The organism is Micromonospora sp. CCTCC AA 2012012, assembly GCF_040499845.1.
GTDB classification, from domain to species: domain Bacteria; phylum Actinomycetota; class Actinomycetes; order Mycobacteriales; family Micromonosporaceae; genus Micromonospora; species Micromonospora mangrovi.
This window is the reverse complement of record NZ_CP159342.1, coordinates 1,761,284-1,778,050: the sequence shown is the minus strand read 5'-3', so window position 1 is coordinate 1,778,050 and position 16,767 is coordinate 1,761,284. Positions and strand designations below refer to the sequence as shown.

The 16,767-nt window shown below is 74.3% G+C and carries 17 protein-coding genes; 5 read left to right on the top strand and 12 right to left on the bottom strand.

Features of this window, described 5'->3' with window-relative positions:
• Positions 1-8: 8 nt before the first annotated feature.
• The 4 genes from ABUL08_RS08065 to ABUL08_RS08050 form a co-directional block, all read right to left on the bottom strand.
• A complete protein-coding gene (locus tag ABUL08_RS08065) occupies positions 9-599 on the bottom strand; it encodes a hypothetical protein (protein WP_350936047.1) in 591 nt (196 codons plus the stop codon).
• Between the two features lie 686 nt (positions 600-1,285).
• Positions 1,286-1,972 (bottom strand): hypothetical protein, encoded by a 687-nt coding sequence (locus ABUL08_RS08060; protein WP_350936044.1) that lies wholly within the window; start codon positions 1,970-1,972, stop codon positions 1,286-1,288.
• A gap of 492 nt (positions 1,973-2,464) precedes the next feature.
• The gene (locus tag ABUL08_RS08055) at positions 2,465-3,094 is read right to left on the bottom strand and encodes an MBL fold metallo-hydrolase (protein WP_350936042.1); all 630 of its coding nucleotides are present in this window, start codon (positions 3,092-3,094) and stop codon (positions 2,465-2,467) included.
• Positions 3,091-4,179, bottom strand: coding sequence for an S-(hydroxymethyl)mycothiol dehydrogenase (locus tag ABUL08_RS08050; protein WP_350936040.1), 1,089 nt, complete (start codon positions 4,177-4,179; stop codon positions 3,091-3,093). Before ABUL08_RS08050 ends, ABUL08_RS08055 begins: the two co-directional genes overlap by 4 nt.
• A 136-nt stretch (positions 4,180-4,315) precedes the next feature.
• Here ABUL08_RS08050 and ABUL08_RS08045 point away from each other — a divergent pair, with 136 nt between their 5' ends.
• A complete protein-coding gene (locus ABUL08_RS08045; protein WP_350936038.1) occupies positions 4,316-4,735 on the top strand; it encodes a hypothetical protein in 420 nt (139 codons plus the stop codon).
• 14 nt (positions 4,736-4,749) lie between these two features.
• On the opposite strand, the gene ABUL08_RS08040 is transcribed toward ABUL08_RS08045, so the two are convergent.
• Positions 4,750-6,036 (bottom strand): MFS transporter, encoded by a 1,287-nt coding sequence (locus ABUL08_RS08040; RefSeq protein ID WP_350936035.1) that lies wholly within the window; start codon positions 6,034-6,036, stop codon positions 4,750-4,752.
• On the bottom strand, positions 6,033-6,695 hold the full coding sequence (locus tag ABUL08_RS08035) for a GntR family transcriptional regulator (RefSeq protein ID WP_350936033.1): 663 nt from the start codon (positions 6,693-6,695) through the stop codon (positions 6,033-6,035). Before ABUL08_RS08035 ends, ABUL08_RS08040 begins: the two co-directional genes overlap by 4 nt.
• A 168-nt stretch (positions 6,696-6,863) precedes the next feature.
• Here ABUL08_RS08035 and ABUL08_RS08030 point away from each other — a divergent pair, with 168 nt between their 5' ends.
• Both ABUL08_RS08030 and ABUL08_RS08025 read left to right on the top strand, forming a co-directional pair.
• Positions 6,864-7,751, top strand: coding sequence for a glycosyltransferase family 2 protein (locus ABUL08_RS08030; protein WP_350936031.1), 888 nt, complete (start codon positions 6,864-6,866; stop codon positions 7,749-7,751).
• A 56-nt stretch (positions 7,752-7,807) separates the two neighbouring features.
• Positions 7,808-9,256 carry a cryptochrome/photolyase family protein gene (locus tag ABUL08_RS08025; RefSeq protein ID WP_350936029.1) on the top strand — a complete coding sequence of 483 codons (1,449 nt, stop codon included), beginning with the start codon at positions 7,808-7,810 and terminating at the stop codon, positions 9,254-9,256.
• Positions 9,257-9,262: 6 nt separating this feature from the next.
• Here the strand turns inward: ABUL08_RS08025 and ABUL08_RS08020 are convergent, their stop codons facing one another.
• From ABUL08_RS08020 to ABUL08_RS08010, 3 genes are read right to left on the bottom strand one after another with little or no spacing between them, the layout of a single operon-like run.
• Complete coding sequence (locus ABUL08_RS08020) at positions 9,263-10,111, bottom strand: alpha/beta fold hydrolase (RefSeq protein ID WP_350936027.1); 849 nt, start codon at positions 10,109-10,111, stop codon at positions 9,263-9,265.
• Positions 10,108-11,031: an SDR family NAD(P)-dependent oxidoreductase gene (locus tag ABUL08_RS08015; protein WP_350936024.1), complete on the bottom strand. Its 924-nt coding sequence runs from the start codon at positions 11,029-11,031 to the stop codon at positions 10,108-10,110. The genes ABUL08_RS08020 and ABUL08_RS08015 overlap by 4 nt, the downstream gene beginning before the upstream one ends.
• Positions 11,032-11,048: 17 nt before the next feature.
• Positions 11,049-12,560 (bottom strand): flavin-containing monooxygenase, encoded by a 1,512-nt coding sequence (locus ABUL08_RS08010; protein WP_350936022.1) that lies wholly within the window; start codon positions 12,558-12,560, stop codon positions 11,049-11,051.
• A 114-nt stretch (positions 12,561-12,674) separates the two neighbouring features.
• On the opposite strand from ABUL08_RS08010, the gene ABUL08_RS08005 reads away from it, so the two are divergent.
• Complete coding sequence (locus tag ABUL08_RS08005; RefSeq protein ID WP_350936020.1) at positions 12,675-13,337, top strand: TetR/AcrR family transcriptional regulator; 663 nt, start codon at positions 12,675-12,677, stop codon at positions 13,335-13,337.
• Here ABUL08_RS08005 and ABUL08_RS08000 read toward each other — a convergent pair.
• Complete coding sequence (locus ABUL08_RS08000; RefSeq protein WP_350936018.1) at positions 13,307-13,795, bottom strand: hypothetical protein; 489 nt, start codon at positions 13,793-13,795, stop codon at positions 13,307-13,309. The two genes, ABUL08_RS08005 and ABUL08_RS08000, sit on opposite strands and share 31 nt — an antisense overlap.
• Positions 13,795-14,271, bottom strand: coding sequence for a hypothetical protein (locus ABUL08_RS07995; RefSeq protein ID WP_350936015.1), 477 nt, complete (start codon positions 14,269-14,271; stop codon positions 13,795-13,797). The genes ABUL08_RS08000 and ABUL08_RS07995 overlap by 1 nt, the downstream gene beginning before the upstream one ends.
• A gap of 44 nt (positions 14,272-14,315) precedes the next feature.
• Between ABUL08_RS07995 and ABUL08_RS07990 the strand changes: the two genes are divergently transcribed.
• Entirely contained in the window at positions 14,316-15,299 is a 984-nt protein-coding gene (locus tag ABUL08_RS07990; protein WP_350936013.1) for a helix-turn-helix transcriptional regulator, read from the top strand.
• On the opposite strand, the gene pdxR is transcribed toward ABUL08_RS07990, so the two are convergent.
• A complete protein-coding gene (gene pdxR / locus ABUL08_RS07985; RefSeq protein WP_350936011.1) occupies positions 15,278-16,765 on the bottom strand; it encodes a MocR-like pyridoxine biosynthesis transcription factor PdxR in 1,488 nt (495 codons plus the stop codon). The genes ABUL08_RS07990 and pdxR overlap by 22 nt on opposite strands.
• Positions 16,766-16,767: the final 2 nt, after the last annotated feature.

The following is a 16,767-nucleotide window of genomic DNA, read 5'->3' as shown; positions in this document are numbered from 1 at the left end:
TTGTCAGGTCAGCTGTTCCAGTGCTGGGCGACGAGGTCGGCGGCCTGCTGCTCCCACTGCGCGTACGCATCCGGGTAGGCCGACACCTGCACGGTCTGGGCGGCCTCGGTCAGCGGCATGTCCTGCCACCCGTCCACCTGCTTCAGACCCTTCTCAAACGCCAGGGTCGCGTATTCGGGGTCGGTGATCTGCTCCGGCGTACCCCAACCCGAACTCGGGCGCTGCTGGAACAGGCCCAGCGAGTCGTGGTCGTTCTTGTCGCCGAGGTGGCCCAGGTTCTCCAGCTTCGACTCCTGCAGGCTCGTGGCGATCGAGATCACCGCGGCCCGCTCCGGCAGACCGGCCTTCTTCGTGGCGGCGATGATCGCCTTGACGTTCGACACCTGCTCGTCGTTCAGGTCGATCTTCGACTGCTTGCCCTGCACGCCGTGCGGGATGAGCTTCGACGTGTCGGGCTTGTCGGCCTGCACGGCCGCGACGGGCTTGCCGGAGGTGACGGGGGTGGTGTCGGCGTGGGCGGCGATCGGACCGGCGAACACACCACCGGTGAAAGCCAGACCAGCAACACCAAGAACGCTCTTACGGAAGATCGTGTTCATGGGGGTAGCTCCATTCGGGGGTCGGCGCTCCCCATGGGGGCGGGGGAACGCAAGCACCGTCAGGCGCTCACACACGCACAAGGGGAAAGTCTTCGACCGGCTGGCACGCGGGGCGGGGGGCCTCTTCGCGGCGCCGGGACCATGTGTAACGACCGGCCGGCCACCCGCATTCCGGGGGCCATGCCCGTCCACCAGGCCGATGTTCGGCGGTGGTACTCGGTCGTACGGTGGGTGTAACGACCCCGCCCCCGCCATGATTCCGGCCTGAGGATGCCCCCGGTCACCTCAGCAAACGGACATTCGGCCCGGCGATGCGCCAAGGCGTCATGGGTCGCCCCGTGATTCGGTCACCACCCGCCTGCTAACGCGGACCGGTTAGCGGCAGGCGTATCGACGCTAACCGGATGGGGCTGGCGTCGCCATCATGACCGGGTTCGGTCCGGGACCCCGTAGAGCGGCCGCTACGAACTTGATGGCATCGGTGTAATCAGACCCCAGTTGAAGCACAGAACGGCATGAACCGGACGTTCTGCGTGATTCATTGATGCCATCAAGTTCGTAGCCGCCTCGGCGGTTCATGTCGATGGCCGTCACCCGCAGTCGACTGAGGCCAGCAGCGAAACCGGACCGGAGACGAAACCGGCCGGTTCCCGACAACACGGGAACCGGCCGGTTTCAGGGATGGATCACCAGAGCTGCTGGACGATGTCCGCCGCCTGCTCCTCCCACTGCGCGTAGGCGTACGGGAAGGCGGAGACCTGGACGGTCTGCGCGGCGGTGGTCAGCGGCAGGTTCTGCCAGCCGCCCACGTTCTTCAGCGCCCCGTAGAACGCCTTGGCCGAGTAGTCGGGGTCGGTGACCTGGTCGGGCGTGCCCCAACCGGACGACGGCCGCTGCTGGAACAGGCCCTGCGAGTCGTGGTCGTTGTACGCGCCGAGGTGACCGAGGTTGTAGAGCTTCGACTCCTGCAGCGAGGTGGCCACGCCGATCACGGCGCCCCGCTCCCCCACGCCGCTCTCCTTGGCCGCCTTGACGATGGCCTTGGCGTTGGCGAGCTGCGCGTCGTCGAGCGGAATGCGCGACTGGGCGCCTTCGACACCGTGCGGAATCAGCTTGTCCCGGCCGGGCTTGTGCGGCTTGTCGGGAACCTTGTCGCTGCCGTTGGTCAGCCCGGACTCCACGGTCTTCTTGCCGGTGGCCAGGTCGATCGCGGCCACGGCACCGGCGTGGGGTCCGCTGGTGACGGGTGCGGCGAGAGCGGTCGGGCCGAAGGCCAGGCCGCCGAGGGCGGCCACGCCGGCGATGCTCAGCGCGGTCCTGCGGTGCGGGGTCTTCGCGATGGCGGGGAGCCATCGAGTGAAGTGGTCCTTCACGATGGTTGCCCTTTCGATCGTTACGACGCGCTCCGGGGTGAGCGCCCCTCGGGGGAACTGCTGCGCCGGCGCGGGTTTGCGTACCGGCGGTACGGGGGACACAACCAGCTACGCGTGTCGGTCATTCCGGATATGCCCCTTCGGGCGGAGGCTGGGGTCCAGGTCACAGGACCTGCCGCTGGAAGGACCTGCCGCTGGAAGGGCCGGCTGCCGAAGGCCTTTGGGCGGTGGAGCCGAACCGGACAGGACGTGCCAGAGTTGCGCGAGGTGCCGGAGGGTGACCTCGCTCGGCCCCCGGAGCTCGGGATTCACCACACGCACCGGCAGCGCAAGGTGTGCCGGAGCAGCGGGAAGCCGTACCCGTGGGCGAAGCCGCCGGGACGCGCCACAGACATGAGCGGCCGCCGCTACCTGCACCGACTCGTACGCCGCCCGGGGGCGGGCGACGAGGCCGAGCACGGCGGGCCGGCCCCCGCGGTGCCACCTACCGGGTCAGTGACCTCGGGCCAGCCATTCATCCAGGTGGGGGGCCTCGGCGCCGATCGTGGTGCTGTCGCCGTGGCCGGTGTGCACCACCGTCTCCGGCGGCAGGGTGAGCAGCCGGGTGCGGATCGACGTGACGATGGTGCCGAAGTCGCTGTAGGAGCGCCCGGTCGCGCCGGGACCGCCGGCGAAGAGGGTGTCGCCGGTGAAGACCACGTCGAGCGTGGGCGCGTGGAAGCTGCACGCGCCCGGGCTGTGGCCGGGGGTGTGCAGCACCCGCAGGGTCGTGCCGCCCACCTCGATCCGCCCACCGTCGGCCAGCTCGCCGTCCGGCGGGGTGTCCGGGTGCACGAGGTCCCACAGCACCCGGTCGGCGGGGTGCAGCAGCACCGGGGCGCCGGTGGCCCGGCCCAGCGCGGGCGCCACCCGTACGTGGTCGTCGTGGGCGTGGGTGGCCAGGACGGCGCGGACCCGCCGCCCGCCGACGGTGCGCAGGATGGCGTCCACGTCGTGCGGCGCGTCGATCACGACGCACTCGGCGTCGTCGCCGACCACCCAGACGTTGTTGTCCACGTCGAAGGTCTGGCCGTCGAGGGAGAACGTGCCGGAGGTGACGGTGTGGTCGACGCGGGCGGTCACGGGAAGACCACCACCGAGCGGAGCACGTCGCCGTGGTGCATCCGGGTGAACGCCTCCTCGACCTGGTCCAGGGCGATCTCCTCGGTGACGAACGCGTCGAGGTCGAGGCGGCCCTGCAGGTAGAGCTCGGTGAGCAGCGGGAAGTCGCGGCTGGGCAGGCAGTCGCCGTACCAGCTGGACTTGAGGGCGCCGCCGCGGCCGAAGACGTCCAGCAGCGGCAGCTCCACCCGCATGTCGGGGGTCGGCACGCCGACCAGCACCACCGTGCCGGCCAGGTCGCGGGCGTAGAAGGCCTGCTGCCAGGTCTCCGGGCGGCCGACGGCGTCGATCACCACGTCGGCGCCGAAGCCGCCGGTCGCGGCGCGGATCGCCTCGACCGGGTCGTTGTCGGAGGCGTTGACGGTGTGCGTGGCGCCGAACTTCCGCGCCCAGTCGAGCTTGCGGGAGTCCGTGTCCACCGCGATGATCGTCGTCGCGCCGGCGAGGGCGGCACCGGCCACGGCCGCGTCACCGACCCCGCCGCAGCCGATCACCGCGACCGAGTCGCCCCGGGTCACCTGGCCGGTGTTCATCGCCGCGCCGAGGCCGGCCATCACGCCGCAGCCGAGCAGGCCCACCGCGGCCGGTCGGGCGGCCGGGTCCACCTTGGTGCACTGGCCGGCGTGCACGAGGGTCTTCTCGGCGAACGCGCCGATGCCGAGGGCGGGCGACAGCTCGGTGCCGTCGGTGAGGGTCATCTTCCGGCTGGCGTTGTGGGTGTCGAAGCAGTACCAGGGGCGACCGCGGCGGCAGGCCCGGCACACGCCGCAGACGGCGCGCCAGTTCAGCACCACGAAGTCGCCGGGGGCCACCCCGGTGACGCCCTCCCCCACCTGCTCGACGATCCCGGCGGCCTCGTGGCCGAGCAGGAACGGGTAGTCGTCGTTGATGCCGCCCTCGCGGTAGTGCAGGTCGGTGTGGCAGACCCCGCAGGACTGCACCTTCACCACCGCCTCGCCGGGCCCCGGGTCGGGCACCACGATGGTGGTGACCTCGACCGGCGCGCCCTTGCGCCGCGACACGACTCCCCGGACTTCCTGGCTCACGGTGCCTCCCTGGCGTGATCACGCTCTCCGGCGAACCTACCGCCGATCCCGGTCGGTGGCACAGCGCGGCACGGTGGTTATCCCGGCCGTCGCCGGGTAGGCGGGGGCACGGTTCTCCGGCACCCAGGGAGTGATCATGAAGCTGACGCATGCGCCGCTGCGGGTCAGCATCGGCGCGTTCATCCTGAACTCCGGGCTCGGCAAACGCACCCTGGAGGGTGAGGCCGCCGAGGCGGTGCACGGCATGGCGGTCGGGGCGATCCCGCAGCTCGGGCAGGTGGAGGCGGACCGGTTCGCGAAGCTGCTCTCCCGGGGCGAGATCGCCCTGGGTGCCGCGCTGCTCGCGCCGTTCGTGCCGTCGGTGCTGGTCGGGCTCGGGCTGACGGCGTTCGGCGCCGGGCTGGTGCAGCTCTATCTGAAGACGCCGGGGCTGCGCGAGCCGAACAGCCTCAAGCCCACCCAGGCGGGCATCGGCATCGCCAAGGACGTCTGGCTGGTCGGGGCGGGGCTCACCCTGCTGCTCGACTCGTTCACCCACCGACGCCGCCGTCGCTGACCCGGCGTACGACCTCAGGCCGCGACCGGCGTCGGGACCGCCCCCTCGGCGGCCCAGCGGCGGCGGGCGGCGTTGCGGTAGCGCAGCACCTGCACCGCGCCGACCGCCCAGAGCAGGTACTGCACGGCGAACGCCCAGCGGAACGCGCTCAGCGGCGGGGTGGCCGCCCCGGCCGGGGTGGCCAGGTCGAGCACCACGCCGACGGCGAGCACCAGCAGGATCGACGCGACGAAACCGCCGACGTTGACGATGCCGGTGGCGCTGCCGATCCGGTGCACCGGGTTGAAGGTGCGCGCGTAGTCGAAGCCGATCACCGAGCCGGGGCCGTTGACCGCGAGGACGACCACCAGGGTCACCAGCAGCCAGTGCGGCGCGCGGCCGGGCCAGGCCAGCACCACCGCCCAGACGGCGGCGGTGCCGGCGGTGATGGCGAAGACCACCACCGAGCGGCGGAACGGGTGCCGGGCGCAGAGGTGGGCGATCACCGGCCCGCAGACCAGGGTGGCCACCGTCATCAGGGTCAGCAGCGACGCGGCGGCGGTCGGCGAGAGCCCCTGCCCCTGGACGAGGAACGGGTAGCCCCACAGCAGGGCGAAGACCGCCCCCGAGAACTGGGTGACGAAGTGGGTCCAGAGCCCGAGGCGGGTGCCGGGCTGACCCCAGGCGGCGGCGAGCTGCCGGCGTACGGAGGCGAGGTCCGGGGCGACGGCACCGGGGTGCACGCGGTGCGGGGTGTCCCGGACGGCGACCAGCACCAGCAGCAGCACGGTCGCGCCGAGCGCCGCCGCGGTGAGGAAGGCCGGCGTCCAGCCGGCGTGGTGCAGCAACGCCACCAGGGGTACGGCGCCCAGCACCGCGCCGAGCTGCCCGATGGTGCCGGTGAGCTGCACCAGCAGCGGGTTGCGCCGACCGGGGAACCAGAACGCCACGATCCGCAGCACGCTGATGAAGGTCATCGCGTCGCCGAGGCCGACCAGGACCCGGGCGGCGACGGCGAGCGGGACGTCGGTGGCGACGGCGAAGCAGAGCTGCCCGACGACCATCAGCGCCCCGCCGGTGAGCAGCAGCCGACGGGAGCCGTACCGGTCGAGCAGAACTCCGACGGGGATCTGCATGGCCGCGTAGACGGCGAGCTGGGCGACGGAGAAGGTGGCGAGGGCGGCGGCGTTGATGTGGAAGCGGTCGGCGGCGTCGACCCCGGTCACGCCGAGCGAGCTGCGGTGGAACACCGCGGCCACGTACGCGGTGACCGCGACGGCGTACACCAGGACGGCGGGGCGGCGGCCGGTGGCCGCGGTCACCGGAGCGTCCGCAGCACGGTCGCGGCGTTGTCGATGTGCGCGCCGACCGCGTCGAGCCAGGCGGCCGGGTCGTCGCCGTCGAGGGCGGCGAGCTGGCCGGCGTGCTCGGTGAGCGCGACCTCCGCCCAGCCGGGCGAGAGCCGGAAGCTGGCCTCGCCCATCCGCAGCTGCCGGTCGCGCAGCCGGTGGTAGAGCTCGGCGAGGATCTCGTTGCCGGCGGCCTCGACGACGGTGGCGTGGAACGCCCGGTCGGCGGCCATCAGCGCGGTGACGTCACCGGCGGCGTGCGCGGCGCGCATCTCGTCGAGTCGGCGGGCGAGGTCGGCGCGGATCTCGGCGCGGCGCGGCCAGACCCGCTCGGCGGCGTGCAGCTCGACCAGGCGGCGGGCTTCGATGACGTCGGTGATCTCGCGGGCGGAGACCGGCCGGATCAGCGCGCCGCGCTTCGGGTAGAGCGCCACCAGGCCCTCCGCCTCCAGCCGCAGCAGCGCCTCCCGCACCGGGGTCCGGGACACCCCGGCCGCCTCGGCGATCTCGCCCTCGCTGATCAGCAGCCCACCGGGATAGACCTGCTCCAGGATCGACCGCTTGAGGTGCCGGTACGCCCGCTCGGCGGCGGACGGCGCGGCGACCCGGGACGGGACGGTGGGATGCGTCATGTATCTATGATGCGTCCCGGCTGCGGGCGGCCGCGACGCCGGGTCGCCGGGCGTGGCCCCCGCCACGTCACCACGGCTGCGTCCCGATCCCGGACCGGCCGACCCCGCACCCGGGAATCCCACCGAGGTCCCGAGTGACCGTCGCGGTCCGCGGGTACCAGGGCGGCCATGACGACGGACGTGACGATCGTGGTGGCGACCCGCAACCGGCGCGACCAGCTCCTCGACCTGCTACCCCGGCACACCGCCCCGGTGATCGTGGTGGACAACGGCTCCGACGACGGCACTCCGGCCGCCGTCACGGCGGCGTTCCCCGGGATACGGGTGGTCGAGCTGGGCCGCAACGCCGGCGCCGGGGCGGCCCGCAACGTCGGGGTGGCGCTGGCGGAGACCCCGTTCGTGGCGTTCGCCGACGACGACTCGTACTGGGCGCCGGGCTCGCTGGAGCGGGCCGGGGAGCTGCTGCGGCGGCACCCGCGCACGGCCCTGCTGACCGGACAGGTGCTCGTCGGGCGGCAGGAGCGGCTGGATCCGGTCTCGGCGGGCATGGCGCAGGCCCCGATCGGCACCGCCCCGGACGCGCCCGGCCCGACCGTGCTGGGCTTCCTGGCCTGCGCGGTGGTGCTGCGGCGGGCGGCGTACCGGCAGGTCGGCGGCTTCGCCGAGCGGCTCGGCACGTACGGCGAGGAGGCGCTGCTGGCGATGGACCTGGCCGCCGCCGGCTGGAACCTCGCGTACACCCCGGAGCTGGTGGCCCACCACCTGCCGACGCCGTCGGGCCGGGACCCCGGCGCGCGGCGGCGGGTCGAGGCTCGCAACCGGCTGCTCACCGCCGCGCTGCGGCGGCCGGCGGGGGTGGTGCGGGCGGTGGCCGCGCAGGCGTGGCGCGACCCGGACGGCCGGGCCGGCCTGCGCGACGCGGCCCGACAGGCCGGCTGGGTTCTGCGCCACCGGCGGCGGCTCCCGGCCGACGTGGAGGCCGCGCTGACCGCGCTGTCCCGGGTGGAGCCGGCCCCCGCCGCGCCCGTCCCGGCCGGGGCCGGCGCGCCCGGCTGACCCGACACGCCGACGACACGCGGGCGTCGGGCCGCCGCGCTGGGCAGAATCGACGCATGTCCACCCGCCGCTGGCTGCTCGCCGACCAGCTCGGTCCGCACTTCCTCGACACCGACGACCAACCGGTGCTGCTGGTGGAGGCGAAGGACTGGTTCCGGCAGCGCCCGATGCACCGGCAGAAGGCCCACCTGATCCTGTCCGCGCTGCGCCACCGGGCCGCCGAGCTGGGCGACCGGGCGCTGCTGCTGCGCACCGGCACGTTCCGGGAGGCGCTGACCCGCCTCGGTGAACCGGTGGAGCTGGTACACCCGACCAGCCGGGCGGCGCTGGCGTTCGCCCGTACCGTCGAGGGATTGACGGTGCTGCCGCCGCGCGGGTTCGTCACCGACCGGACCGACTTCGCGGCCTGGGCCGACGGCGTGCGACGCACGCCGCTGCGGATGACCGACTTCTATCGGCACGCCCGGCAGCGGCACGCGGTGCTGACCGGCGGGCGGGCCACCGGCCGGCCCCGCGCCACCAGCCGTGGCCCCGCCCCGCAGGTGCCGCCGCCACCGCCGGTGACCGAGGACGCGATCGACGCCGAGGTCCGCGCCGACCTGGACCGGTGGGAGCGGGAGGGGATCCGGTTCGTCGGCCGCGACGGGCCCCGGGCCTATCCGGCCACCCACGCCGAGGCGCGGGACCGGCTGGACCACTTCCTGCGCCACCGACTGGCCGAGTACGGCCACTACGCGGACGTGATGAGCCACGGCGATCCGCTGCTGGCGCACAGCGTGCTCTCCTCCTCGTTCAACCTGGGGCTGCTCGACCCGGAACCGGCGATCCGGGCCGCCGAGCGGGCCTGGCGCGACGGCGACGCGCCGCGCGCCGCGGTGGAGGCGTTCGTCCGGCAGCTGCTCGGCTGGCGGGAGTTCCTCTGGCAGCTCTACTGGTATCTGGAGCCGCGCTTCCGGGGGCGGAACTGGCTGGCCGCCACCGAGCCGCTGCCGGAGTGGTTCACCGAGCTGGACGCCGACGCGGTGGAGGCGCGCTGCCTGGCCGACGTGCTCGCCACGGTCCGGGACCGGGCGTGGGCGCACCACGCCCAGCGCCTGCTGGTGCTCGGCAACTACGCGCTGCAACGCGGCTGGCGCCCCGACGAGCTGGCCGACTGGTTCCAGCGGTCGTTCGTGGACGGTGCCGAGTGGGTGATGAACGCGACCGTCGTCGGCATGAGCCAGTACGCCGACCTGGGCCGTATCGACACCCGCCCGTACGCGGTCGACGGCGGGCACCTCGACGAGATCAGCGACTACTGCGTCGGCTGCCGCTATCAGCCGGAGCGGGCGCTCGGCGACCTGGCGTGCCCGTACACCGGGGGGTTCGAGGCGTTCCTGCACCGCAACCGGGACCGGCTGGTGGCCGATCCCCGGCTGGCCGCCGAGCTGGCCGACCGGGACGACCCGGAGCGCCGGGAGGCCGTGCTGGCCCAGGAGGAGAAGCGCGGCAGCAACCCGCCCTGAGCCGGCTCAGGCGGCCTCGGCCCAGAAGTCGGTGACCAGGGCGTGGAACTCCGCGGCCCGCTCGATCTGCGGCATGTGCCCGGTGTCGCGGAAGAGGTGGGTGCGGGCCCCGGGCAGTCGGGTGCGGGCCGCCACGAGGTGGTCGGCGGGCAGGATCAGGTCCCGGTCGCCCCAGACGACCAGGGTGGGCAGGTCGCGGGCGGCGACGGCGGCGAGCAGATCCTCCCGCCACCGGGGACGGACGCCGCGCCAGGTGCCGAGGTCGCGGACCAGCTCCAGCATCACCCGGGCGGCGTGCGGCTGCCGGGCCACCGCGAGGGCGGTGGCGATCCGCTCCTCGGTGACGTACGCGGGGTCCCGGAAGATCGCCCGCTCGGTGCGGCGGGCCACGGCCGGGTGCGGGCGCAGCAGCAGCCGGCCGAGCGGGCGCAGGGCGAGCAGTCGCAGCGCGACGGTCACCTCCTTGCCGAAGCCGGCGCTGTTGACCAACACGAGGCTGGCCACCCGGTGCGGTTGGTCGGCGGCGAGCCGCATCGCGACCGCCCCGCCGAGGGAGTTGCCGACCAGCCGGGCGGGGCCGGTGACCCCGGCGGTGTCCAGGAAGTCGGCGACCGCGGCGGCGAGCGCGGGCAGGGTGTGCGGGACGTCCAGCGGCGCGGAGCCGCCGTGACCGGGCAGGTCGACGCTGATGACCCGGTGGTCTGCGGCGAGCAGCTCCTGCTGGGCGGTGAAGTCGTCGAGGGTACGGCCGATGCCGTGCAGCAGCACCACCGGCGGCCCGCCCCCGCTGATCCGGCAGCGCATCCGCCGCCCCGCCACGGTCAGCTCGTCGGCGGCCGGCAGCGCCACGGTCATGCCGGACGCTCCGCCACCGGCACGTCCGCGCCACCGGCCGGAGCGCCACCGGTCGGAACGCCACCGGCCGGAGCGCCGCCGGTGGCGGCCGGGACGGCCCGCTTCATGCCGAGCGCCAGGACCCGGTGGTAGGAGGCCGGGGCGACCCGGGCCAGCAGGTCGGGCAGCTTCGCCGACCAGCCGATCAGCACCCGGCCGCGGCGACGCTCGACGCCCCGCAGGATCACCTCGGCGGCCTTCGCCGGGTCGATGGAGAGCAGCTTCTCGAACTGGCGGCGGCCGGCCTCGTACTCCTCGCGGGAGACGCCACTGCCCACCCGGGCGCTGGTGGCGATGCGGGTCCGGATGCCGCCCGGGTGCACGGAGGTGACGCCGACGCCGTCGTCGGCCAGCTCGTGGCGCAGCGCCTCGGTGAAGCCGCGGACGGCGAACTTGCTCGCCGAGTAAGCGGCCTGGCCGGCGGGGGCGATCAGCCCGAAGAGGCTGGAGACGTTGACCAGGTGGGCGCCCGGCTCGGCCTTCAGCGCCGGCAGCAGCGCGTGGGTCAGCCGCACCACGGCCCGGAAGTTGATCTCGATGACCCAGAGGAACTCGTCCAGGGTGACCTGGTCGAACCGGCCACCCAGGGCGACGCCCGCGTTGTTGACCAGCAGCCGGATCCGGGGATGGCGCCGGCCCAGTTCCGCCGCCACCCGGTCGGTGGCCTCGGCGTCGGCCAGGTCGACCAGGTGCGTCTCGACGGACCGGTCGGGGTGGGCGGCGCGGATCGCGGTGGCCACCGCGTCTAGCCGCTCGGCGTCCCGGTCGAGCAGGACCAGGTCGGCGCCGCGGCGGGCGAGGCCGTGCGCCAGCGCCTCGCCGATGCCACTGGCCGCGCCGGTGACCACGGCGGTGCCGCCGGGGAAGACGAAGTCACGCATGGGTGCTCCTTCGCGGTTCAGGCGACGGGTACGTCGGCCGGGGTCTGTTCCGCCGGGCCGGCGGCGGGCGGCGCGGCGGCCCGGGAGAACCGGACGCCCTGGTCGGTGAGGCGGCCGTGCCGCATCAGCAGCACGTCGCGGGGATAGTTCTGGTGCAGCCGCCACGGCGCCACCGGCCCCTGCTTGGGCAGCTGGTCCACGGCCCGCAGCACGTACCCGGACTTCAGGTCGATGATCGGTTCGAGGTCGCCGGTGGCCGGGGCGACGGGGGTGACGATCTGCTGCCCGGTGGCGTCCAGGTGGCGCAGCAGGCGGCAGACGTACGTGGCGACGAGGTCGGCCTTGAGCGTCCAGGAGGCGTTGGTGTAGCCGATGGTCATCGCGAAGTTCGGCACGCCGGAGAGCATCATGCCCTTGTAGGCGACCGTCCCGGCCAGGTCCACCTCGCGCCCGTCGACGGTGACGGTCATGCCGCCGAGGGCGAGCAGGTTGAGGCCGGTGGCGGTGACCACGATGTCGGCGGGCAGCTCCTCGCCGGAGGCGAGCCGGATGCCGCCCTCGGTGAAGGTGTCGATGGTGTCGGTGACCACGGACGCCCGGCCGGCGCTGACCGCGTCGAAGAGGTCGCCGTCGGGGACCACGCAGAGCCGCTGGTCCCACGGGTCGTAGCGGGGCGAGAAGTGCCGGTCGATGTCGTAGCCGACCGGCAGCCGGCCCTTCGCGGCCCGCCGCAGGAAGTTCTTCACCAGTCCGGGGCGCCGCCGGCTGAGCTGGAAGTTGGCCACGCCGAGCAGCACGTTCTTCCAGCGCACCACCGGATACGCGGCCTTCGCCGGGAGCCAGCGCCGCAGCGCGTCGGCGAGCGGGTCGCGCGAGGGCAGCGCGATGACGTACGTGGGTGAGCGCTGGAGCATGGTGACGTGCGCGGCCCGCTCGGCCATCGCCGGCACCAGGGTCACCGCCGTGGCGCCGCTGCCGATCACCACCACCCGCTTGCCGGCCCAGTCGAGGTCCTCGGGCCAGTGCTGCGGGTGCACGAGCTGCCCGGCGTAGCGCTCGACGCCGGGGAAGTCGGGCGTGTAGCCGGCGTCGTAGCGGTAGTAGCCGGAGCAGGTGTGCAGGAACGCGCAGGTCAGGACGACGTCCTCGCCGGTGTCGTCGCGGTGCGCGTGGACCGTCCAGCGGGCGGTGGCGCTGTCCCACTCGGCGCGGGTCACCCGGTGGTGGAAGCGGATGTGCTCCTCGACGCCGTGCTCCCGGGCGGTGTCCCGGACGTACTCCCGGATCGAGTCGCCGTCGGCGATCGCCTTCGGGTTGGTCCACGGCTTGAAGGAGTAGCCGAGGGTGTACATGTCGGAGTCGGACCGGATGCCCGGGTAGCGGAACAGGTCCCAGGTGCCGCCGATCGCGCCGCGCGCCTCCAGCACCGCGTAGCTCTTCTCCGGGCAGGCGCGCCGCAGGTGCACCGCGGCGCCGATGCCGGACAGGCCGGCGCCGACGATGAGGACGTCCACGTGGTCGGTGGCCATGGCAGCTCCCGGTCGCAGGGCAGAGGACCGGACCTTATCCAGCACCGTCGAGGTCGGTCAACACCCTGTCGAGTGGAATCGACAGGGTGTCGAGCGGGTGTAGCATCTGCCGGCATGACCGCCGCCCGTACGCCGACCGGAGCCGCGCCCACCCGCGGCCGGCGCTCCGGGCGCTCCACCGGCGACGACCGGGAACTGGCCATCCTCGCCACCGCCGAGCGGCTGCTGGAGCAGCGGGCCTTCGGCGACATCTCCATCGACGACCTGGCCCGCGGCGCGGGCATCTCCCGGCCCACGTTCTACTTCTACTTCCCGTCCAAGGACGCGGTGCTGCTGACCCTGCTGGACCGGGTCACCGCCGAGGCGAACGCCGCGGCCGGTGACGTGCTGGACCGCCTCGCCGAGGACCCGCGGGCCCGGTGGCGGGAGCTGATCGCCCGGTTCCACGCCGCCTTCGGCGGGCACCGGGCGGTGGTGCTGGCCTGCGCCCAGGTGCGCGGCACCAACGCGGAGGTCCGCCGGCTCTGGGCCGACGTGCTGGACCGCTGGGTACACGCGGTGCAGACGGCGATCGAGGGCGAGCGGCGGCGCGGCGCGGCCCCGGACGGGCTGCCCGCCCGGGACCTGTCGATCGCGTTGAACTCGATGAACGAGCGGGTCTGGTACGCCACCTTCGCCGGCGACGGTCCCGCCGTGGCCGAGCGGGACGTGGTGGACGTGCTGCTCGACGTCTGGCTGACCGCGATCTACCGCACCACCACGCCGCCCCCGGCCTGAGCGCCGCCGGTACGCGTGAACTCCATGACCCAGTTGGTCTCCCAGGTACGTTCGCCGTCGGTGGAGAACGCCTGCTCCCAGCGGCACGAGTCCGGGGTGGGCCGCGACCAGAGGAAACGGCACCGGATCGGCCGCCCCTCGTCGGTGTCGTCGGCGAAGAAGGTGCCGACGCCGTCGACGAACCGGCCCACCATCGGCGGCAGTTCGAGGATCCCCCGGCGGCTGTGCATCCAGTAGATCGACCACAGCCCGGTGGCCGGATCGAGGATCCGTACGGTGGCGCCGGAGAAGCCGCGGGCCGGGCAGCGGATCTCGTCGAAGCTGCCGGCGCCGTCGAAGAACCGGTGCGCGGTCACCGTGCCGGGGAACTCGTCCCAGTCGTCGCTGCCCACGTGCCGTCGGCGCAGCCGCCGGTTGGTGACGTCCCAGGTGCCGGCCAGGAAGTCGAAGTCGCCCATCAGAATCCCACCGGCCCCTCGGCCCGCGTGTCGGCCAGGTAGCCGGGCAGGTCCGGTCGCTCGGGGGCGAGGACGTGCCGGATCCAGGCGCTGCGCTCGTGCTCCAGCACCCCCAGCTCCCAGACGCAGCCGACGCCGGGGCGGGTCATCGGCACGAAGTGCGCCGGGTCGTCGTCCGGGCAGTCGAGGGCGGGCTGGCCGGCGACCGCGATCCGGCACTCCACCACGTTGTCCCAGAACCAGCTGTACGCCAGCAGGTACGCGCCGGTGTCGGCGCCCCGGTGCAGCACCGTCCAGCTCGCCGGCGGGGTGCCGCCGTCGGCCGGCGGCAGCAGCCCGGGCAGGACGTCGTACGCGGCGGCCACCACCGCCGGTTCGAGCCGACGGTCGGGCTGGTCGAGGTGGTAGCGCTTGACGTGCCGGCCGGCGACCTCGACGGTCGGCGGCACGGTCAGCTCCTTGTCGTGGAAAGGCATGCCGGGACGGTAGGACCACTGCACTGACAGCTAGTGTCAGTGGAGTGCGGGCCAGTCGCCTCCTGTCGATCCTGCTGCTGCTCCAGAACCACGGCCGGCTGACCGCCGCCGAGCTGGCCCGGCGGCTGGAGGTCTCCGTCCGCACCATCTACCGCGACGTGGACTCCCTGCACGCGGCCGGCATCCCGCTGTACGGGGAGGCCGGTCACGCCGGGGGCTACCGGCTGGTCGACGGCTGGCGGACCCGGCTGACCGGGCTCACCGCCGAGGAGGCCGAGCGGCTGCTCTTCGCCGGGCTGCCCGGTCCGGCCGCCGAGCTCGGCTACGACGCCGTGGTCGCCAGCGTCGGGCGCAAGCTGCGCGCCGCCCTGCCCGCCCCGCTGGCCGACCGGGCCGCCCAGCTCCAGCAGCGCTTCCACCTGGACACCCCCGGCTGGTACTCCGACGGCGATCCCTCCCCGCAGCTCGCGCCCACCGCCGACGCGGTGTGGCGGCAGCACCGGATCCGGGTCCGCTACCGCAGCTGGACCGGGGAGGTGAGCCGCGTCCTGGAGCCGTACGGGCTGGTGCTCAAGGGCGGCCGGTGGTACGTGGTGGCCGCCCGACCGGATCGGGTGGCACCGGCCACCTACCGGGTCAACCAGATCCTCGACCTGACCCCGCTGGCGGAGAGCTTCGACCGGCCGGACGACTTCGACCTGCCCGACTGGTGGCGGGCGCACGTGGTGGACTTCCGGTCCCGGCTGCACCGGGACGACGCCACGATCCGGCTGTCGCCCCAGGGCCGGGAGCGGCTGCGGGAGATCGCCAGCGACGCGGTGGTGGCCGCCGTGGACGCCACCGCCGGGCCGCCCGACGACGCCGGGTGGGTGCGGGCGGTCGTACCGGTGGAGTCGCTGACCCACGCCCACGGCGACCTGCTCCGGCTCGGCGCGGAGGTGGAGGTCCTCTCCCCCGCCGCGCTGCGCGACCGGCTCGCCGACACGGCCGCCGCGCTGGCCGCCCTCTATGCCGGGCCGGCGGACTGAACCTCGCGCAGGGCCGCGCCGACGGCGGCTAGGCCCCGGTCGATGACGCCCGGGGTGTTCGCGGCATAGCCGAGGACCAGGCCCGGCGGCTGGGGACGCTGCCCGTGCCAGGAGAGCGGCTGCACCTTCACGCCCCGGCGCAGGGCCGCCGCGGCGAGGTCCACGTCGGACACCGCGTCGGGCAGGGTGACCAGCAGATGCAGTCCGGCGGCGGCGCCGTGCACGACCGCCCCGGGCAGGTGCGCGCGGACCGCGTCGATCATCGCGTCCCGACGGCGGACGTGCCGGCGCCGCAGCAGCCGCAGGTGGCGGTCCAGCGCGCCGGAGTCGATCAGCTCGGCGAGCACCAGCTGCGGCAGCGCGGCGTTGCCCAGGTCGGCCATCCGTTTGGCGGCGACCAGGGCGGCGTGGTGCCGGCGGGGCACCAGCACCCAGCCGATCCGCAGGGCCGGGGCGAGCAGCTTCGAGATGCTGCCGGTGTAGCAGACCTGTTCGGGCAGCATGGCGCGCAGCGCCGGCACGGGCGGCCGGTCGTAGCGGTGCTCGGCGTCGTAGTCGTCCTCGACGACCAGGCCGCCCCGGCGTGCCCAGCCGATCAGCTGCCGGCGCCGGTCGCCGTCGAGCACCACCCCGGTCGGGAACTGGTGCGCCGGGGTGACCAGCACCGCCGGCGCGCCGCCGGCGTCGAGGTCGTCGACCCGCAGGCCGTGCGCGTCGACCGGCACCGGTGGCGTGTCCAACCGCCAGTTGCGCAGGTGCTGCCGGACGCCGAGTGAGCCCGGGTCCTCGACGGCCACGGTGTGGACGCCGTCGGCGTGCAGCACCTGGGCGAGTAGGCCGAGCGCCTGGGAGACCCCGGCGACGATCACCACCTCGGCCGGGTCCACCCGGATGCCCCGGCTGCGGGCCAGCCGGGTGGCGACCGCGAGGCGCAGCGCGGGCACGCCGGTCGGGTCGCCGTACCCGAACTCGGCGGGCGTGAGGCGGTGCAGCACGGCGCGTTCCGCGCGCAGCCAGGCCGCGCGGGGGAACGCGGCCAGATCGGGTACGCCCGGCCTCAGGTCGATCCCGGCCGGGGCGGTACGCAGCGCGTCGAGGACGTCGGTGTCGGTCCGGTCGGCGAAGACGTCGACGGCCGGCGGCGCGGCCGGGCGGAGCACCACCGCGGCGGGCGTGGCGACCACGACGGTGCCGCCCCGACCCCGCCCCACCACGTGCCCGTCCTCGGTCAGCCGCTGGTACGCCTCGGTCACCACGCCCCGGGACACGCCCAGGTCAGCGGCGAGCACCCGGCTGGCCGGCAGTCGGGAGCCGACCGGGACCCGGCCGTCGGCGATCGCCGCCCGCAGTCGCCCGGCGAGCCAGTCGGCGCGACCGCCGGTGGGCGCCTCACCGACGTCGAGGTGCAGGAAGTCCGACCCCGCCGTTTTGGACCCGTCGGCGGCCTCCGGTTTGGCCCTGTCCACCG